We start from the raw sequence: 16963 nt of genomic DNA, 5'->3' as shown, positions 1-16963 counted from the left end.
ATTGCCCGTGCGCGGCCGCGCTGTCGCGTTGCGGCGCGTTTCCGAGGGAAGAACCGACATCATGAGCCGCAAATTCATTCTGAAGGGCGACACGACCGACCATGGCGGCGTGGTGCTCGAAGGGATCGCCAATGCGTCGTTCGACGGACGCGAACTCGCCTATCTCGGCGCACCGGTGTTCTGCGCCGCATGCAAGACGACGGGCGTGATCGTGTCGGACGGCGGCGAGCGGACGATGACCGTGATGGGCAAGGTCGTCGCGCTCGAACACGACCTGTGTCAGTGCGCCTGCACGCCGCTGCCGAAACTGATTCCGTCGCAGGGAACGGGGACGATTTCGGGCTGAAACCCGGCGCGCGGATGCGGTGCCCATCCACGCGTTCTCGATGTGCCGCCGCCAGCCGTCAGACGCTGCCTTCGGTTTCGATCACGAGGATGCGTGCCACGCCGAGCGGATGCGCGACATGCTCGGTACCGGCCGTCGCGTGGAACACGTCACCTGTCTCGAGCACCGTCGCGTGCTCGACGCCGGCTTCGCGGTAGCGCATCTCGACACGGCCGTCGAGCACCGCGAATACCTCCTCGCCATCGTTCACGTGCCATCGATAGGGTGTGTCGGTCCAGTGCAGCCGGACCGTGATGCCGTTCAGGTTCGCGATGTCGAGCGCGCCCCACGCGCGCTCCGCCGTGAATTTCGCACTCCGGATGATGTTCATCGATGGGTTCCCCGGGGTCCGCATTCAGCGCGACATCGCGCGCAGTGCCTGCTCGACGATCGCCTTGCGCTTCGCGAAGCCGGCCGCCGAGCGTTCGGTGACGCGCTTCACGACCGAGGCCGGCGCGGTGTCGGGCGAACCGGCGTCGAACGGCGGTGCGGGCGCATATTCGAGCTGCAGCTGAATCGCCTGCGCTTCTTCGTCGCCGGCCAGTTCCGCGGCGATCGTCAGCGCGAAGTCGATGCCGGCCGTCACGCCGCCGCCGGTGATCAGGTTGCCGTCGCGCACGACGCGCGCACGCACGGGCACCGCGCCCAACGGTTCGAGCAGCGCGTGGAACGCCCAGTGCGTCGTCGCGCGCCGACCGCGCAGCAGGCCGGCCACGCCGAGCAGCAGCGCGCCCGTGCAGACCGACGTCACGTAGCGCGCGGTGGCCGCGCGTTGCTGCACGAACGCGATCGTGTCGGCATCGAGCAGCAGCTCGTTGATTCCGATCCCGCCCGGAATGCAGATCACGTCGAGCGGCGGGCAGTCGTCGAACGTGCAGGTCGGCGCGAGCGCGAGGCCGCTGCTCGACGCGACCGCGTCGCGCGATTTCCAGACCAGATGGACGGCCGCGTCGGGCAGCGACGCGAGCACGTCGTGCGGGCCGGTGAGGTCGAGTTGCTGGACGCCCGGAAACACGAGCAGGCCGATGTGCAGGGTCATGCGAAAACTCCGTGTGGAAGTGACATGCGCCGTCGCCGGCACGGGATGGACAGATCGATTCTAGGCGCGTAGTGTTTGGCGAAATTGCCATATCACCCACGTTTTCAGCCAATCGCCATGCCTGCCGCCCCGCGCTCGATCCTGGTCCTCGCGTTCCCGCGTGCACAACTGCTCGACGTGACGGGGCCGCTGCAGGTGTTCGCCTCCGTCAACGAACTCGCGCTGGAGCGCGGGCAGCCGGCGCCGTATGCGCCGCGCGTCGTCGCTGTCGAAGCGGGGCCCGTCGAAACGTCGTCGGGCCTCGTCGTGATGGCCGAGTCGCTGCGCTCGGCCGCGCGCCATCCCGATACGCTGATCGTTGCCGGCGGCAAGGGCGTGCATGCGGCGTCGAAGGATGCGCGGGTGGTGCGCTGGGTGCGGCAGCAGGCCGGGCGCGCGCGGCGCGTGGCGTCGGTCTGCACCGGCGCGTTCCTGCTCGCCGAGGCCGGCCTGCTCGACGGGCGGCGCGCGGTCACGCACTGGGCGCGCTGCGACGAATTCGCGGCGCGTTACCCGAACGTGCGCGTCGAATCCGACCCGATCTTCATCCGCGAAGGCGCGCTGTGGACGTCGGCCGGCGTGACGGCCGGCATCGATCTCGCGCTCGCGCTGGTCGAGGAGGATCTCGGGCGCGCGACCGCGCTCGACGTCGCACGCGAACTCGTCGTGTTCCTGAAGCGCCCCGGCGGACAGGCGCAGTTCAGCGCGATGCTGTCGATGCAACGCACCGACGACCGGTTCGGCGAACTGCACGCATGGATGGCCGAGCACCTGACGGCCGACCTGTCGGTGCCCGCGCTGGCCGGGCGCGTAAGCATGAGCGAGCGCAGCTTCGTGCGCCACTATCGCGCGGGAACCGGCCGTACGCCCGCGCGAGCGGTCGAGCAGATCCGTGTCGAGGCTGCGCAGCGCCTGCTCGGCGAAACGGCATGGCCCGTCAAGCGGATCGCCGCGCGTTGCGGCTTCGGTTCGGAGGAGACGCTGCGGCGCAGTTTCGTGCGCGTGCTGGGCGTGTCGCCGCAGGGTTATCGCGAGCGGTTCGTGCGGTGACGCACGGCGCGTGACCGGGGCCGGCGCGGTTGCTATCCGGCCTGTCCGGGACTGAACGGAAACCGGTCGGTTTCCAGTCCGAAATGCCGAAACTATTCAGGATCGAAGAACAATAGGCGGGGGCTTGTGCCGGGCCTGCCGCGCGCTTTATTCTGTTCCGTTGGCGATCCGATGGGGGATGCAGCATGGACCGAATCCAGGCAATGGAAGTTTTTACTCGTGTGGTCGACGCGAACAGCTTCACGCGGGCAGCCGATACGCTCGCGATGCCGCGCGCGTCGGTGACGACCATCATCCAGAATCTCGAAGCGCTGCTCGGCGTGCGCCTGATGCACCGGACGACGCGCCGGCTGTCGCTGACGCCGGAGGGCGCCGCGTACTACGAGCATTGCATGAAGATCATCTCGGAAATCGCCGAAGCCGACGCGAGTTTCCAGACCGGCAACCGCAAGCCGAGCGGCGTGCTGCGCGTCCACATGCCGAGCTCGCTCGGGCGCCGCATCGTGCTGCCGTCGCTGTCGATTTTCCGGCAGCGCTATCCGGACATCACGCTCGAGCTGGGGCTGTCCGACCGCTATGTGGATCCGGTCGAGGAGGGCATCGACTGCATGATCCGCGTCGGGCCGCTCGAGGATTCGTCGATGGTCGCGCGGCGGATCGGGATGCTGAAGCGCGTGACCTGCGCGTCGCCCGATTACCTCGCCCTTCACGGCGAGCCGCACGAGATTGCCGATCTCGCCGAACACCATGCGGTGAATTTTCGGTCGAGCCACGGCGCGCGGGCGATCCCGTGGGTGTTCATGATCGACGGCAAGCCGTTCGAGGTACGGATGAACGGCGGCGTCACGGTCAACGATTCGGATGCCTATGTGACGTGCGGGCTCGAAGGATTCGGGATGATCCAGCCGACGCTGTTCATGGTGCTGCCGAACCTGCTCGACGGCTCGCTGGTCGAGGTGCTGCCGGACTGCAATCCGAAGCCGAAGCCGATCTCGATCGTTTATCCGCACAACCGCCATTTGTCGCAGAAGGTGCGCGTGTTTGCCGACTGGATTGCCGAGGTGTTCGAGTCGACGCCGTCGCTGGAGGGCGGGGAGAACTGGCGCGGGAAGGTGCAGGAAAAGGCGGCGGTGGCGGCGTAGGGCTGCGCGACGAGGCCGGGCGGAAGTAACGGGTGCTGACGCCGCATGCCGCTCGCGGAGCACGGGTGATTTTGAGGAGCAATGAAAAAAGCCGCTGTTTCTTTCGAAACAGCGGCTTTTCGCATTTGGTGGCGAATCAGGGATTCGAACCCCGGACCTGCGGATTATGATTCCGTCGCTCTAACCGACTGAGCTAATTCGCCGTGAAGAATCAAATTATGTAGACATACCGCCGGGCTGTCAACAGCTTTTTCCATCTTCCGTGAAAAAAGTTGCCAGTGGGTCCACGGCGACCTGGAGGTGGGGGCGGGTTGCCGGCCGCCGGAACGACCGTCCGGCAACCGCTTCCCGCCCGCCCGTACAACCTCAATCCTGCGCGTAGATGTTCGAGTCCTTCGTCTCCTTGACGAACAGCAGGCCGATCACGAACGTGGCCAGCGCGATCACGATCGGATACCAGAGCCCCGAATAGATGTCGCCCTTCGCCGCGACGATCGCGAACGCGGTCGCCGGCAGGAAGCCGCCGAACCAGCCGTTGCCGATGTGATAGGGCAGCGACATCGACGTGTAGCGGATCCGTGTCGGGAACATCTCGACCAGCATCGCCGCGATCGGGCCGTAGACCATCGTCACGTAGATCACGAGGATCGTCAGGATCACGATCGTCATTGGCCAGTTGAGTTGCGCCGGATCAGCCTTCGCCGGGTAGCCGGCTCCCTTCAGCGTCGACGCGAGCGTCTTGTCGAACGCCGCGCCCTGCGCCTTCGCGTCGGTCGCCTTGCCGTCGTAGGTCTGGATCACCGTGTCGCCGACCTTGATCTCGGCCTGCGTGCCGGCCGGCGCCGCGACGTTCTCGTAGTTCAGGCCGGCCTTCGAGAGCGCGCTCTTCGCGATGTCGCACGAGCTGGTGAACTTCGACGTGCCCACCGGGTTGAACTGGAACGAGCAGGTGGCCGGGTCGGCGACGACCGTGATCGGCGCCTTCTGCGTCGCGAGCTCGAGCTGCGGGTTCGCGTAGTGCGTGAGCGCCTTGAACAGCGGAAAGTACGTCAGCGCCGCGATCAGGCAGCCCGCGAGGATGATCGGCTTGCGGCCGATCTTGTCCGACAGCGAACCGAAGAACAGGAAGAACGGCGTGCCGATCAGCAGGGCGATCGCGATCAGGATGTTCGCGCTGGCACCGTCGACCTTCAGCGTCTGCGTGAGGAAGAACAGCGCGTAGAACTGGCCCGTGTACCACACGACGGCCTGGCCGGCCGTCAGGCCGACGAGCGCGAGGATCACGATCTTCAGGTTCTTCCACTGGCCGAACGCTTCGGTCAGCGGCGCCTTCGACGTCTTGCCTTCCGCCTTGATGCGCAGGAACACCGGCGATTCGTTCAGCTGCATCCGGATCCACACCGACACCGCGAGCAGCAGGATCGACGCGACGAACGGCACGCGCCAGCCCCAGCTGCCGAATGCTTCCTCGCCGATGAACGTACGCACGCCGAGGATCACGAGCAGCGACAGGAACAGGCCGAGCGTGGCGGTCGTCTGGATCCATGCGGTATAGAAGCCGCGACGGTTCGCCGGCGCATGTTCGGCGACGTAGGTCGCCGCGCCGCCGTACTCGCCGCCGAGCGCGAGGCCCTGCAGCAGCCGCATCGCGATGAAGATCACCGGCGCGGCGATGCCGATCGACGCGTAGCCGGGCAGGAAGCCGACCACGAACGTCGAGACGCCCATGATCACGATCGTCACGAGGAATGTGTGCTTGCGGCCGACCATGTCGCCGAGCCGGCCGAACACGATCGCGCCGAACGGCCGCACCGCGAAGCCGGCGGCAAAACCGAGCAGCGTGAAGATGAACGCGGCGGTCGGATTGACGCCGGAAAAGAAACTCTTGCTGATGTAGGCCGCGAGTGAACCGGCCAGGTAAAAGTCGTACCACTCGAACACGGTGCCGAGCGACGACGCGAAGATCACCTTCTTCTCTTCGCCCGTCATCGGCGAGTGCGAAATTTGCCCGCCTAACGTTGCCATGAATCGTCTCCAAGTCCCTTGATATAGATGTGCGGCCGCCTTGGGTGGGCGGGCCTGTCGACGATTATTGGCATGGAAACTTACGGCGGACTGACTCGCGCGTACAAAACGACTGCGCGTTAACCCGCGCCGAATCGGCTGCTTCTGGTGTCGATCATGCCGTGAACACCCGGTAAATTGCCGGTTTCGACGCAATTGCGCCGGGCCGCGGACACGTGAGTCAGGGTTAATCCGGGGCCGTACCGGTCAGCGGCAGGCTGACGCGCACGAGCGTGCCGGCAAGGCGCGGCGTGCGCTGGTAGACGTGATCGTCGAGCGTCAGCGTGCCGCCGTGCTGTGTGGCGATCTCGCGCACGATCGCGAGCCCGAGGCCGCTGCCGTCGCCTTCGCGGCCGAGGATCCGGTAGAAGCGCTCGACGACGCGCTCGCGTTCGGCGGCCGGGATGCCGGGGCCCGTATCCTCGACTTCGAGATGCACGAACCGCGCCGCCGGGTCGGCATGCACGCGCACGGTGATGCGGCCGCCTTCGGGCGTGTAGCGGATCGCGTTGTCGATCAGGTTGCCGAGCATTTCGCGCAGCATCACCGGATTGCCGTCGACGTCGAGCGGTGCGTCGTCGGGCGGCCCCTCGTAGCCGAGATCCATCCGCTTCGCGAGCGCGGCCTGCACCCAGTCGCGCACCGCGCGCCGTGCAAGCGCGGCGATCTCGACCGGTTCGAACGTGAGCCCGCTCGCGCGGTTCTCGGCACGCGCGAGCGCCAGCAATTGCGTGACGAGCCGCGCGGCCTGCTCGGAACTGGTCGCGATCTGTTCGAGCGAGCGCTGCACGTCCGGCGGGACCGGGTGGCGCAGCGCGAACTCGGCCTGCGTGCGCAGGCCCGCGAGCGGCGTTTTCATCTGGTGCGCGGCGTCGGCGATGAAGCGCTTCTGCAGCGCCATGTTCTGTTCGAGACGCGCGAGCAGGTCGTTGAACGACGTGACGAGCGGCTCGATCTCGGGCGGCGCGCGCTGCGCCTCGACGGGCGACAGGTCGTCGGGCCGCCGCGCGCGGATGTGCGCCTGCAGCGCGTTGAGCGGCGCGAGCCCGCGCGACAGCCCGAACCACACGAGCAGGATCGCGAGCGGCAGGATCACGAACTGCGGCAGGATCACGCCCTTGATGATGTCGTTCGCGAGCGCGTTGCGCTTGTCGAGCGTTTCGCCGACTTGCACGAGCACGGGCTGCGTGCCGCCCGATTGCGGCAGTGCGACCGTCGTATACGCGACGCGCACGTCGTTGCCGCGCAGCAGGTCGTCGCGGAACACGACGACGCCCGGCGGCGGGCGGTCCTCGTCGCGCGGCAGCGGCATGTCGGCTTCGCCCGCGACCAGTTCGCCGCGCGTGCCGAGCACCTGGAAGTAAACGCTGTCGACGTTGTCCGCGCGCAGGAAGTCGCGCGTCTGCTCCGGCAGCGTCAGCTCGGCGACGCCGTTCACCGGATGGATCTGCCGGGCGAGCACGTACGCGTTGGTTTCGAGCGCGCGGTCGAACGGGCTGTTCGCGATCGTCTTCGCGACGAGGTAGGTGACGGCGATGCTCATCGGCCACAGCAGCAGCAGCGGCGCGAGCATCCAGTCGAGGATTTCGCCGAACAGCGAGCGCGGGCGCGGTGCCTCGGGCGATTCGGTTTCGTCGGGCGGCGCGAACGGGTTCTCGTAGCGCGCGTCGCGCGCTTCGTCGGCGGCCGACGACGGTGCGCCGGTCGGGGGGCGGGAGTGGGCCGGCGTGGCCATCGCGGCGACGCCCGGTGTCAGCGCAGCGGCGTGCCGGCCACCGCGGGCTGGGGCGCTGTCGCGTCGGCCGGCGCGGCGGGCGCGACCTTCTCGAGGCAATAGCCGAGGCCGCGCACGGTCGAGATCCGCACACCGCTCGGCTCGATCTTCTTGCGCAGCCGGTGCACGTAGACTTCGATCGCGTTGTTGCTGACTTCCTCGCCCCATTCGCACAGGTGATCGACGAGCTGCTCCTTCGACACGAGCCGGCCGATCCGCTGCAGCAGCACTTCGAGCAGGCCGAGTTCGCGCGCGGAGAGATCGAGCACGTGATCGTTCGCATACGCGATGCGGCCGACCTGGTCGAATGCGAGCGAGCCGTGCCGCACGACGGTCGGGCCGCCGCCCGCGCCGCGCCGGGTCAGCGCGCGCACGCGCGCCTCGAGCTCGTTGAGCGCGAACGGCTTGGCCATGTAGTCGTCGGCGCCGAGGTCGAGCCCCTTCACGCGTTCGTCGACGCTGTCGGCGGCGGTCAGGATCAGCACGGGGAGGTTGGAATTGCGCGCGCGCAGGCGCTTGAGCACGTCGAGCCCGGACATTTTCGGCAGCCCGAGATCGAGGATCAGCAGGTCGAAAGTCTGCATCGACAGCGCCGTATCGGCATCGACGCCGCTCTTCACGTGGTCGACCGCATAGCCCGATTGGCGGAGTGACCGGGTGAGTCCGTCCGCGAGTATGCTGTCATCTTCGGCGATGAGGATTCGCATGTTGCTGACCGATGGCCGGCGGGGCATTCGCGCCGACGCGGCTGTCTCCGGAGTTATTCGTGTACAACGCCCTGAATTGCGGGCTTGCATAAACTACTGTTTTTTTATACAGTGTCTGCATTCGGCGGCGCTTGAAAGCGGGCGCGCCTCTAACAGACGCTGCTCATCATAGCAAAGGACGATTCATGGAAGATAGCAAGAAGGGCTCCGGGATGACCGCCGAGAAGAGCAAGGCGCTGGCGGCCGCACTCGCGCAGATCGAGAAGCAGTTCGGCAAAGGGTCGATCATGCGCATGGGCGACGGCGAGGCGGCCGAGAATATCCAGGTCGTCTCCACGGGCTCGCTGGGTCTTGATATCGCACTAGGCGTCGGCGGCCTGCCGCGTGGCCGGGTCGTCGAGATCTACGGTCCGGAATCGTCGGGTAAAACCACGCTCACGCTGCAGGTCATCGCCGAACTGCAGAAGCTGGGCGGCACCGCAGCGTTCATCGACGCCGAGCACGCGCTCGACGTTCAATATGCCGCGAAGCTCGGCGTGAACGTGCCGGAGCTGCTGATCTCGCAGCCGGACACCGGCGAGCAGGCGCTTGAAATCACCGACGCGCTGGTGCGCTCGGGCTCGATCGACATGATTGTCATCGACTCGGTCGCGGCGCTCGTGCCGAAGGCCGAAATCGAAGGCGAGATGGGCGATTCGCTGCCGGGTCTGCAGGCCCGCCTGATGTCGCAGGCGCTGCGCAAGCTGACCGGCACGATCAAGCGCACGAACTGCCTCGTGATCTTCATCAACCAGATCCGGATGAAGATCGGCGTGATGTTCGGCAACCCGGAAACCACGACGGGCGGCAACGCGCTGAAGTTCTACTCGTCGGTGCGTCTCGACATCCGCCGGATCGGCTCGATCAAGAAGAACGACGAGGTGATCGGCAACGAAACCCGTGTGAAGGTCGTCAAGAACAAGGTATCGCCGCCGTTCCGCGAAGCGATCTTCGACATCCTGTATGGCGAAGGCATTTCGCGCCAGGGCGAGATCATCGATCTCGGCGTGCAGGCGAAGATCGTCGACAAGGCGGGCGCCTGGTACAGCTATAACGGCGAGAAGATCGGCCAGGGCAAGGACAACGCGCGTGAATTCCTGCGCGAAAATCCGGAAATCGCACGCGAGATCGAGAACCGCATCCGCGAATCGCTCGGTGTCGTCAGCATGCCCGATGGCGTGAGCCACGAAGCCGAGGCGATGGACGAAGAAGAGTGATGGTTGCGCGCCGAGGTCAGGCTGGCGAGCCGGAAGAGAGCGACGCGCCCGAAGCGGCGGGTCGCTCTGGCCGGCGAGCCGGATCCTCGGGCGCCGGCCGGCGGGTTGCAGGCAGCCATGCCGCGAACCGCACCGCGACGAGGGCATCCGATGATGCCCTCGTTTCGTTTGAGATTGCCGCGCCGGACGACCCGTTCGACGACGGCGAATCGTTCGACGCACACGACCGCTCCCGCCGTCGCGTGTCCGGTGTCCGCTTCCCGGGCGATCGCGCCGCCGACGCGTCGGCGCCGGCAAGGGAAGACGTCTACACACGCAGCAGCCAGCATCCACGCCGCACGCGCCGTGCGTCCGGCGCTTCTTCCAGTGCGTCATCAGGCGACACGCCGGGCGCCACCGAACGCAAGTCGTCAAAACCGCAACGCTCGTTGAAGGGCCGCGCGCTCGGCTATCTGTCGAGGCGTGAATACAGTCGTGCGGAACTCGCGCGCAAGCTCGCGCCTTACGTCGGCGAAGACGAATCCGTCGAACCGGTGCTCGATGCGCTGGAAAAGGAAGGCTGGCTGTCCGACGCGCGCTTTGCCGAGAGCCTCGTGCATCGCCGCGCATCGCGTGTCGGCGTCGCGCGGATCGTCAGCGAGCTGAAGCGTCATGCAGTCGGCGACACGCTCGTCGAGGAAGTGAACGCGCAGCTGCGCGAGACCGAATGGGTGCGTGCGCAGGCGGTCTGGCGCAAGAAATTCGGTGCACTGCCGCAAACGCCGGCCGAGCGTGCGAAGCAGGCACGCTTTCTCGCCGCGCGCGGCTTCTCGAGCGCGACCATCGTGAAGTTGCTGAAAGTGGGCGACGATTTCCCGATCGACGATTGAGCGGCCGGTCGCGCGCGTGACGCGCGATATTGCTGCAATGCAACCGTTTCCGGACAGGCGGGAATACCCGCCGTCGCGTCAAACTGTCTCAAATACCCAATATGCTAAAATCCGTGGGTTTTCCTCTTCGGCCTCAACCTCCAGCATGCCGCTATCCGAGCCCGTGCCCCGTCAGTTGCGACATCGACGCGCAATCCGAGCGGAAGCCTACGAGCGCGGCGACGGCTTGTGGGACATCGAAGCCTGCCTGACCGACCACAAGCCGCGGGATGTCGCGCTTGCGTCGGGCATCCGGCCCCAAGGCCTGCCGATCCACGAACTCTGGCTGCGCGTGACCATCGATCGTGACCTCAATGTCGTCGACGCCGAAGCGTCTTCGGAATGGGTGCCCTATCCCGGTCACTGTCAATCCGCCCCTCCTGCCTATCGGGCCCTCATCGGGCTCAATCTCTTCCGCAATTTCCGCCGCAACGCGAACCGGCTGCTCGCCGGCGTCGCAGGCTGCTCCCATCTCACCGAACTGTGCGCCGTGCTGCCGACGGCAGCGATCCAGGCGTTCGCCGGTGACGTGTGGAACGTGCGCGAAGAGGGCGGCGAAGGACCGGATCACGACGGCGCGCACGCCGAACCGCCTTTCCAGCTCGGCCGCTGCCGTGCGCTGCGGTTCGACGGCGAGGTCGTGCGGCAGTACTACCCGCGCTGGTATGGCCCGATTCGGCCGGATATGCCCGGTGAAGGCAGCACGAAGGAATGAACGGAAATCATTCGAAGAAGCGTCTTAAGCGACTTTTCATCCAACTCTCAGACTGAAGGGAATCACGCATGAAGATTCACGAGTACCAGGGTAAGGAAATCCTGCGGAAATTCGGAGTCGCGGTACCGCGCGGCAAGCCGGCGTTCTCGGTTGAAGAAGCCGTCAAGGTGGCAGAAGAGCTCGGCGGCCCGGTATGGGTCGTGAAGGCTCAGATCCACGCCGGTGGCCGTGGCAAGGGCGGCGGCGTGAAGGTGGCGAAGTCGATCGAGCAGGTCCGCGAATACGCGAACCAGATCCTCGGCATGCAGCTCGTCACGCACCAGACCGGTCCGGAAGGCCAGAAGGTCAACCGTCTGATGATCGAAGAAGGCGCCGACATCAAGCAGGAACTGTATGTCAGCCTCGTCGTCGATCGCGTGTCGCAAAAGATCGTTCTGATGGGTTCGAGCGAAGGCGGCATGGACATCGAAGAAGTCGCCGAAAAGCACCCGGAACTGATCCACAAGGTCATCGTCGAGCCGTCGACGGGCCTGCTCGACGCTCAGGCCGACGACCTCGCCGCGAAGATCGGCGTGCCGGCTGCTTCGATTCCGCAAGCGCGCGCGATCCTGCAAGGCCTGTACAAGGCATTCTGGGAAACCGACGCATCGCTGGCTGAAATCAACCCGCTGAACGTCTCCGGCGACGGCAAGGTCACCGCACTCGACGCAAAGTTCAACTTCGACTCGAACGCGCTGTTCCGCCATCCGGAAATCGTTGCGTACCGCGATCTGGACGAAGAAGATCCGGCTGAAATCGAAGCGTCGAAGTTCGACCTCGCGTACATCTCGCTCGACGGCAACATCGGCTGCCTCGTGAACGGCGCAGGCCTCGCGATGGCAACGATGGACACGATCAAGCTGTTCGGCGGCGAGCCGGCGAACTTCCTGGACGTCGGCGGTGGCGCGACGACCGAGAAGGTCACGGAAGCGTTCAAGCTGATGCTGAAGAACCCGGATCTGAAGGCGATCCTCGTGAACATCTTCGGCGGCATCATGCGCTGCGACGTGATCGCGGAAGGCGTGATCGCCGGTTCGAAGGCCGTGAACCTGAACGTGCCGCTCGTCGTGCGCATGAAGGGCACGAACGAGGACCTCGGCAAGAAGATGCTGGCCGATTCGGGCCTGCCGATCATCTCGGCGGACAGCATGGAAGAAGCTGCGCAGAAGGTCGTCGCGGCTGCCGCAGGCAAGTAAGCGCGCGCTAATGAACACGCATGGCGGCGCGGTTTGCACGCGACGCCAATCGAACAGAGGTCAAAATACATGTCGATTCTGATCAACAAGGACACGAAGGTCATCACGCAGGGCATTACCGGCAAAACCGGTCAGTTCCATACGCGCGCCTGCCGTGAATATGCAAACGGCCGCGAAGCATTCGTCGCGGGCGTGAACCCGAAGAAGGCCGGCGAAGATTTCGAAGGCATTCCGATCTACGCAAGCGTCAAGGAAGCGAAGGCAGAAACCGGCGCGACCGTGTCGGTCATCTACGTTCCGCCGGCAGGCGCAGCGGCTGCGATCTGGGAAGCGGTCGAAGCCGATCTGGATCTCGCGATCTGTATCACGGAAGGCATCCCCGTCCGCGACATGATCGAAGTAAAGGACCGCATGCGTCGCGAAGGCCGCAAGACGCTGCTGCTCGGGCCGAACTGCCCGGGCACGATCACGCCGGACGAACTGAAGATCGGCATCATGCCGGGTCACATCCACCGCAAGGGCCGCATCGGCGTCGTGTCGCGTTCGGGCACGCTGACGTATGAAGCCGTTGCGCAGCTGACGGCACTCGGCCTCGGCCAGTCGTCGGCAGTCGGTATCGGCGGCGACCCGATCAACGGTCTGAAGCACATCGACGTGATGAAGATGTTCAACGACGATCCGGATACGGATGCGGTCGTGATGATCGGCGAAATCGGTGGTCCGGACGAAGCCAATGCGGCAGAGTGGATCAAGGACAACATGAAGAAGCCGGTCGTCGGCTTCATCGCGGGCGTCACGGCGCCTCCGGGCAAGCGCATGGGCCACGCCGGCGCGCTGATCTCGGGCGGTGCGGATACGGCCGAAGCGAAGCTGGAAATCATGGAAGCGTGCGGCATCACCGTCACGCGCAACCCGTCGGAAATGGGCCGTCTGCTGAAGAAGGCGCTGTAATATTTCCCTTGGGTTCGTCCTGCAGAAAACGCCGGCTTTGCCGGCGTTTTTTGTTATGCTCGCGCAATGAATTCGTAAGCACCGGGCATGCATCGCGCATGTGCCGGCGATGAACCGGGCCGCCTGCGAGGCGGCCGCTGTCCTGTCCTCACCGCCATGCTCGAATTCCTGACATCGCTGCATTGGGGCGCCGTTCTCCAGATCGTCGTCATCGATATCCTGCTCGGCGGCGACAACGCGGTCGTGATCGCGCTCGCCTGCCGCAACCTGCCGGCGAACCAGCGGTTGCGCGGCGTCATCTGGGGCACCGCGGGGGCGATCCTGCTGCGTGTCGCGCTGATCGCGTTCGCGGTCGCGCTGCTCGACGTACCGTTCCTGAAGCTCGGCGGCGGGCTGCTGCTGTTGTGGATCGGCATCAAGCTGATGGCGCCGGCCGGCGACGCGCACGACGACATCAAGCCAGCCAGCCGGCTGTGGGATGCCGTGAAGACGATCGTGATCGCCGATGCGGTGATGAGCCTCGACAACGTGATCGCGATCGCCGGCGCGGCCGAACAGGCCGATCCGTCGCACCGGATCGCGCTCGTGATATTCGGGCTCGTCGTCAGCGTGCCGATCATCGTGTGGGGCAGCACGCTGGTGCTGAAGCTGCTCGACCGCTTCCCGATCGTCGTGGCGTTCGGCGCCGGGCTGCTCGGCTGGATCGCGGGCGGGTTGATCGTGAACGACCCGGTCGGCGACCGCTGGCCGGTGCTCGATACGCCGCAGGTGCTCTACGGTGCGAGCATCGCCGGCGCGCTGTTCGTCGTGGCGATCGGCTTCGCACTCAAGAAGCGCCACGGCGCGCCGCGCACACACTGACTGGCCGTCCGGCCGACTGCCGGTTTCGCGGCCCGCTGGCTACGATCGAAACGCCTGCCTTGATCGGCAGGCGTTTTTCGTTTCCGGAGCCTGCCATGTTCGAAGCCTTTTCCGTTTCCCTGTTCCGTCGCGTTGCCGCCGATCTGCGGCGCGCGAACCGGCCCGTGCCGCGCTGGCGGTTGGCCGGCTTCACGCTGATCGAATTGATGATCGTGCTGGCGATCGTCGGCGTTGTCGCCGCCTATGCGATTCCCGCGTACCAGGATTACCTCGCGCGTTCGCGCGTCGGCGAGGGGCTCGCGCTCGCGTCGTCTGCGCGGCTCGCGGTCGCCGACAACGCGGCGAGCGGTGCGAGCCTCGACGGCGGCTACAGCCCGCCTGCCGCGACCCGCAACGTCGAATCCGTTGCGATCGACGCCGCTACCGGCCAGATCACCGTCGCGTTCACCACCCGCGTCGCCGCGGCCGGCACGAATACGCTGGTGCTCGTGCCGTCCGCGCCCGACAAGGTCGACGCGCCTACCGCGCGTGTGCCGCTTAAAAAGGGGGCGATACAGGCCGGCGCGATCGCGTGGGAGTGCTTCGCGGCCGGCAAGGACGCGTCGTCGCTGCCGGCGCCGGGAGCCGGGCCGTTGCCGGGCGATGCCGCGACGCTGCCCGCGAAATATGCGCCTGCGGAGTGCCGCGCGTAGCGCGGGAAGGAGGCGGCGGCGGTGCGTGCGACGTGCCGGCCGCCGCTTCGGCCGACGGGGGGCGCCACCCCGCGCCGGGTCGTGGCGCGATGGCCCCGCACAGAGGGGGAAAGTTTTGTATAGTGCGCCGGTTGCTGACATCCGGTTCGCTCATGCCTTCTACTTTTTCCCGTTCGTTGTCGCTCGTTGCGCTGGCTGTCGCCCTGATCGTGCCGTACGCGATCACGAATCACACGTATCCGATCCCGACCTTCTATTCCGAGTTTTCCGCGCTGGTGCTGTATTTGCTGGTGGGGTTGTCGGTTGTGCTGCTTACCCGCAGCAACCGCCAGGCCCAGCCGTTCGCTGCGCCGGCCGCGTTCGTCGTGCCGCTCGGGTTTGCCGCGGTGCTGATCGCGCAGACCGTGCTGATCCCGCTCAAGGTGCCGTCGATGAACTGGCTGGCGGTCGGCTACCTCGCGGCCGCGCTGGTCGCGATGCAGGCCGGCTATGCGCTCGCGCGCGACGGGATGGCGGAAGCCGTGTCGCGGATGATGGCCGGTGCGCTGCTCGTCGGCGGCGTGTTCGCAGTCGGCACCCAGTTCGTGCAGCTGTTCCACCTCGAGTCGGCCGTCTCGCCGTTCGTCGTGGTGTACAACGTCGCGGTCGACCGCCGTCCATACGGCAACATGGCGCAGGCGAACCATCTGGCCAGCTATATCGCGTTCGCGCTCGCGGGCGCGCTGTACCTGGTGCAGACGCGCCGGCTCGCGGTATGGGCGTGGTTCGTGCTGTCGCTCGTGCTGTCGGTCGGTCTCGCGCTGACGGTGTCGCGCGGGCCGTGGCTGCAAGTTGCGGTGATGGTCGTCGCGGGCTTCTGGATGGCGTGGGTCGAATCGCGTCGCGCGCAGGGCAATGCACGTGCATGGCTGATACCGGTCGTGCTCGCGGTCGCATTCATCGCGGTGAACGTCGCGGTGCGCTGGGCCAACGTGCACTATCACCTGAATCTCGCCGAGTCGGCGGCCGACCGGATGCGCGACGCGGGGCAGATCGCGCCGCGCCTCGCGCTGTGGAAGTACGGGCTCGCGATGTTCCGCGAGCATCCGCTGCTCGGGGTCGGCTGGGGTGAATTCCCGTCGCACCAGTTTGCGCTCGTGCGCGCGCTCGGCGGCGTCGAGATCGCGAACAACTCGCACGACATCTTCATCGACCTGCTCGCGAAATCCGGTCTCGTCGGTCTTGGTGTGCTCGTCGTCACGCTCGTGACGTGGTTCGTGCGCGCGGTGCGCGCGCCGCAGTCGAGCATGCGCGTGTTCGGCTTCGCGCTGATCGGCATCCTGCTGATGCATGCGCTGGTCGAGTATCCGCAGCAGTACATGTTCTTCCTGCTGCCCGCGATGTTCGTGATCGGGCTGCTCGACGTGAAGCCGCTGCGCATCCTGCCGGGCCGCGCGGCATTCGGGCTGTTCGCGGTGCTGTCGTTCGGCGGCGTGCTGGCGGCCGTGCCCGTGCTGCGCGACTACCAGCGCGCGGAAGTGCTCTATTACGGCAGCGATCCGGCCGCGCAGTACCGCGATGCGCCGTCGCTGCTGTTCGGCGCGTGGGGCGAGTACGGTGCGGCGACGCTGCTCACGATTTCGCCGGACGATTTGCCGGCCAAGCTCGCCGCGCATGAGCGCGCGATTGCGCTGCTGCCCGGCGAGACGGTGCTGCGCCGCTATGCGGTGCTGCAGGCGCTGGCCGGACGCGAAGCCGATGCGCTCGATACCGTCGCGCGCCTGCATGTGTTTGCGAAGGAATTGAAGGACTGGCCGCAACAACTGGCGCTGCTGTACAAGCTGTGCGACCAGCAACCGGCGCTGAAGACGTTCAGGGCGGCCGTCGTCGCGAAGTACGGGGAAGTGCCGGCCGAGGCCGCCGACGACTCTGACGACGACGATTCGGATTGATGTGCGATGGCGCTCGCCGGAACGGGGAATGCCGGCGGTCGTCGCGCCGCGGTGAACGGGAAGCCGACGCCGGGCAGGGCGGCCCGGCGCGCACCGTGCGAATCCGGTCGGGTATCGATTACCTCGCGGATTGAAGGATTCCGGCCGAATGGGCGGTGATTCGCGTCAATCATTGTCAAATCGCCGCCGCTGACCGGGCGGCGCGTGCACAATG

Annotated in this window: 16 protein-coding genes and 1 tRNA gene; 11 read left to right on the top strand and 6 right to left on the bottom strand. The window is 66.3% G+C overall.

What is annotated here, in order from left to right; translation table 11 throughout:
- Nucleotides 1–61 precede the first annotated feature (61 nt).
- Nucleotides 62–346, top strand: coding sequence for a PAAR domain-containing protein (locus tag ACWMMN_RS14130; protein ID WP_174993159.1), 285 nt, complete (start codon nt 62–64; stop codon nt 344–346).
- Nucleotides 347–404: 58 nt separating this feature from the next.
- Here ACWMMN_RS14130 and ACWMMN_RS14125 read toward each other — a convergent pair whose 3' ends face one another.
- Nucleotides 405–716 (bottom strand): cupin domain-containing protein, encoded by a 312-nt coding sequence (locus ACWMMN_RS14125; RefSeq protein ID WP_174993158.1) that lies wholly within the window; start codon nt 714–716, stop codon nt 405–407.
- A 24-nt stretch (nt 717–740) separates the two neighbouring features.
- Entirely contained in the window at nt 741–1424 is a 684-nt protein-coding gene (locus tag ACWMMN_RS14120) for a DJ-1/PfpI family protein (protein ID WP_256085243.1), read from the bottom strand.
- A gap of 117 nt (nt 1425–1541) precedes the next feature.
- On the opposite strand from ACWMMN_RS14120, the gene ACWMMN_RS14115 reads away from it, so the two are divergent.
- Both ACWMMN_RS14115 and ACWMMN_RS14110 read left to right on the top strand, forming a co-directional pair.
- On the top strand, nt 1542–2513 hold the full coding sequence (locus tag ACWMMN_RS14115; protein WP_174993156.1) for a GlxA family transcriptional regulator: 972 nt from the start codon (nt 1542–1544) through the stop codon (nt 2511–2513).
- Between the two features lie 185 nt (nt 2514–2698).
- Nucleotides 2699–3655 carry a LysR family transcriptional regulator gene (locus ACWMMN_RS14110; RefSeq protein WP_059233288.1) on the top strand — a complete coding sequence of 319 codons (957 nt, stop codon included), beginning with the start codon at nt 2699–2701 and terminating at the stop codon, nt 3653–3655.
- Nucleotides 3656–3781: 126 nt separating this feature from the next.
- On the opposite strand, the gene ACWMMN_RS14105 is transcribed toward ACWMMN_RS14110, so the two are convergent.
- From ACWMMN_RS14105 to ACWMMN_RS14090, 4 genes are all read right to left on the bottom strand, one after another.
- Nucleotides 3782–3858, bottom strand: a tRNA-Met gene (locus ACWMMN_RS14105).
- A 163-nt stretch (nt 3859–4021) separates the two neighbouring features.
- Entirely contained in the window at nt 4022–5680 is a 1659-nt protein-coding gene (locus tag ACWMMN_RS14100; RefSeq protein ID WP_059233289.1) for an MFS transporter, read from the bottom strand.
- A 226-nt stretch (nt 5681–5906) separates the two neighbouring features.
- Nucleotides 5907–7454, bottom strand: a complete 1548-nt coding sequence (locus ACWMMN_RS14095) for a sensor histidine kinase (RefSeq protein WP_174993150.1) — start codon at nt 7452–7454, stop codon at nt 5907–5909.
- 17 nt (nt 7455–7471) lie between these two features.
- On the bottom strand, nt 7472–8200 hold the full coding sequence (locus ACWMMN_RS14090) for a response regulator transcription factor (protein ID WP_059233291.1): 729 nt from the start codon (nt 8198–8200) through the stop codon (nt 7472–7474).
- Nucleotides 8201–8385: 185 nt separating this feature from the next.
- Here ACWMMN_RS14090 and recA point away from each other — a divergent pair, with 185 nt between their 5' ends.
- The 8 genes from recA to ACWMMN_RS14050 all read left to right on the top strand — a co-directional run bounded on the left by recA (nt 8386) and on the right by ACWMMN_RS14050 (nt 16749).
- The gene (gene recA / locus ACWMMN_RS14085) at nt 8386–9456 is read left to right on the top strand and encodes a recombinase RecA (RefSeq protein WP_059233292.1); all 1071 of its coding nucleotides are present in this window, start codon (nt 8386–8388) and stop codon (nt 9454–9456) included.
- Entirely contained in the window at nt 9456–10325 is an 870-nt protein-coding gene (gene recX / locus ACWMMN_RS14080) for a recombination regulator RecX (RefSeq protein WP_059233293.1), read from the top strand. Before recA ends, recX begins: the two co-directional genes overlap by 1 nt.
- A 145-nt stretch (nt 10326–10470) precedes the next feature.
- Complete coding sequence (locus ACWMMN_RS14075) at nt 10471–11079, top strand: DUF2889 domain-containing protein (protein WP_059233294.1); 609 nt, start codon at nt 10471–10473, stop codon at nt 11077–11079.
- Nucleotides 11080–11147: 68 nt separating this feature from the next.
- Nucleotides 11148–12314 carry an ADP-forming succinate--CoA ligase subunit beta gene (gene sucC, locus ACWMMN_RS14070; RefSeq protein ID WP_059233295.1) on the top strand — a complete coding sequence of 389 codons (1167 nt, stop codon included), beginning with the start codon at nt 11148–11150 and terminating at the stop codon, nt 12312–12314.
- 69 nt (nt 12315–12383) lie between these two features.
- The gene (sucD, locus tag ACWMMN_RS14065; protein ID WP_006477916.1) at nt 12384–13265 is read left to right on the top strand and encodes a succinate--CoA ligase subunit alpha; all 882 of its coding nucleotides are present in this window, start codon (nt 12384–12386) and stop codon (nt 13263–13265) included.
- A 156-nt stretch (nt 13266–13421) separates the two neighbouring features.
- Nucleotides 13422–14126: a TerC family protein gene (locus ACWMMN_RS14060; RefSeq protein WP_059236632.1), complete on the top strand. Its 705-nt coding sequence runs from the start codon at nt 13422–13424 to the stop codon at nt 14124–14126.
- Between the two features lie 95 nt (nt 14127–14221).
- Nucleotides 14222–14818, top strand: coding sequence for a pilin (locus ACWMMN_RS14055; RefSeq protein ID WP_059233296.1), 597 nt, complete (start codon nt 14222–14224; stop codon nt 14816–14818).
- 152 nt (nt 14819–14970) lie between these two features.
- The gene (locus tag ACWMMN_RS14050; RefSeq protein ID WP_059233297.1) at nt 14971–16749 is read left to right on the top strand and encodes a PglL family O-oligosaccharyltransferase; all 1779 of its coding nucleotides are present in this window, start codon (nt 14971–14973) and stop codon (nt 16747–16749) included.
- Nucleotides 16750–16963: the final 214 nt, after the last annotated feature.

This window comes from Burkholderia cepacia complex sp. TUM26381, from assembly GCF_057439935.1.
The sequence above is the reverse complement of the archived record's forward strand: the minus strand, read 5'-3'. Positions and strand labels throughout refer to the sequence as shown.

Excerpts from the sequence above, each read along its gene's own strand:
- ACWMMN_RS14130 (WP_174993159.1), top strand. The coding sequence starts at position 62 with ATGAGCCGCAAATTCATTCTGAAGGGCGACACGACCGACCATGGCGGC.
- ACWMMN_RS14125 (WP_174993158.1), bottom strand. The coding sequence starts at position 716 with ATGAACATCATCCGGAGTGCGAAATTCACGGCGGAGCGCGCGTGGGGC.
- ACWMMN_RS14120 (WP_256085243.1), bottom strand. The coding sequence starts at position 1,424 with ATGACCCTGCACATCGGCCTGCTCGTGTTTCCGGGCGTCCAGCAACTC.
- ACWMMN_RS14115 (WP_174993156.1), top strand. The coding sequence starts at position 1,542 with ATGCCTGCCGCCCCGCGCTCGATCCTGGTCCTCGCGTTCCCGCGTGCA.
- ACWMMN_RS14110 (WP_059233288.1), top strand. The coding sequence starts at position 2,699 with ATGGACCGAATCCAGGCAATGGAAGTTTTTACTCGTGTGGTCGACGCG.
- ACWMMN_RS14100 (WP_059233289.1), bottom strand. The coding sequence starts at position 5,680 with ATGGCAACGTTAGGCGGGCAAATTTCGCACTCGCCGATGACGGGCGAA.
- ACWMMN_RS14095 (WP_174993150.1), bottom strand. The coding sequence starts at position 7,454 with ATGGCCACGCCGGCCCACTCCCGCCCCCCGACCGGCGCACCGTCGTCG.
- ACWMMN_RS14090 (WP_059233291.1), bottom strand. The coding sequence starts at position 8,200 with ATGCGAATCCTCATCGCCGAAGATGACAGCATACTCGCGGACGGACTC.
- recA (WP_059233292.1), top strand. The coding sequence starts at position 8,386 with ATGGAAGATAGCAAGAAGGGCTCCGGGATGACCGCCGAGAAGAGCAAG.
- recX (WP_059233293.1), top strand. The coding sequence starts at position 9,456 with ATGGTTGCGCGCCGAGGTCAGGCTGGCGAGCCGGAAGAGAGCGACGCG.
- ACWMMN_RS14075 (WP_059233294.1), top strand. The coding sequence starts at position 10,471 with ATGCCGCTATCCGAGCCCGTGCCCCGTCAGTTGCGACATCGACGCGCA.
- sucC (WP_059233295.1), top strand. The coding sequence starts at position 11,148 with ATGAAGATTCACGAGTACCAGGGTAAGGAAATCCTGCGGAAATTCGGA.
- sucD (WP_006477916.1), top strand. The coding sequence starts at position 12,384 with ATGTCGATTCTGATCAACAAGGACACGAAGGTCATCACGCAGGGCATT.
- ACWMMN_RS14060 (WP_059236632.1), top strand. The coding sequence starts at position 13,422 with ATGCTCGAATTCCTGACATCGCTGCATTGGGGCGCCGTTCTCCAGATC.
- ACWMMN_RS14055 (WP_059233296.1), top strand. The coding sequence starts at position 14,222 with ATGTTCGAAGCCTTTTCCGTTTCCCTGTTCCGTCGCGTTGCCGCCGAT.
- ACWMMN_RS14050 (WP_059233297.1), top strand. The coding sequence starts at position 14,971 with ATGCCTTCTACTTTTTCCCGTTCGTTGTCGCTCGTTGCGCTGGCTGTC.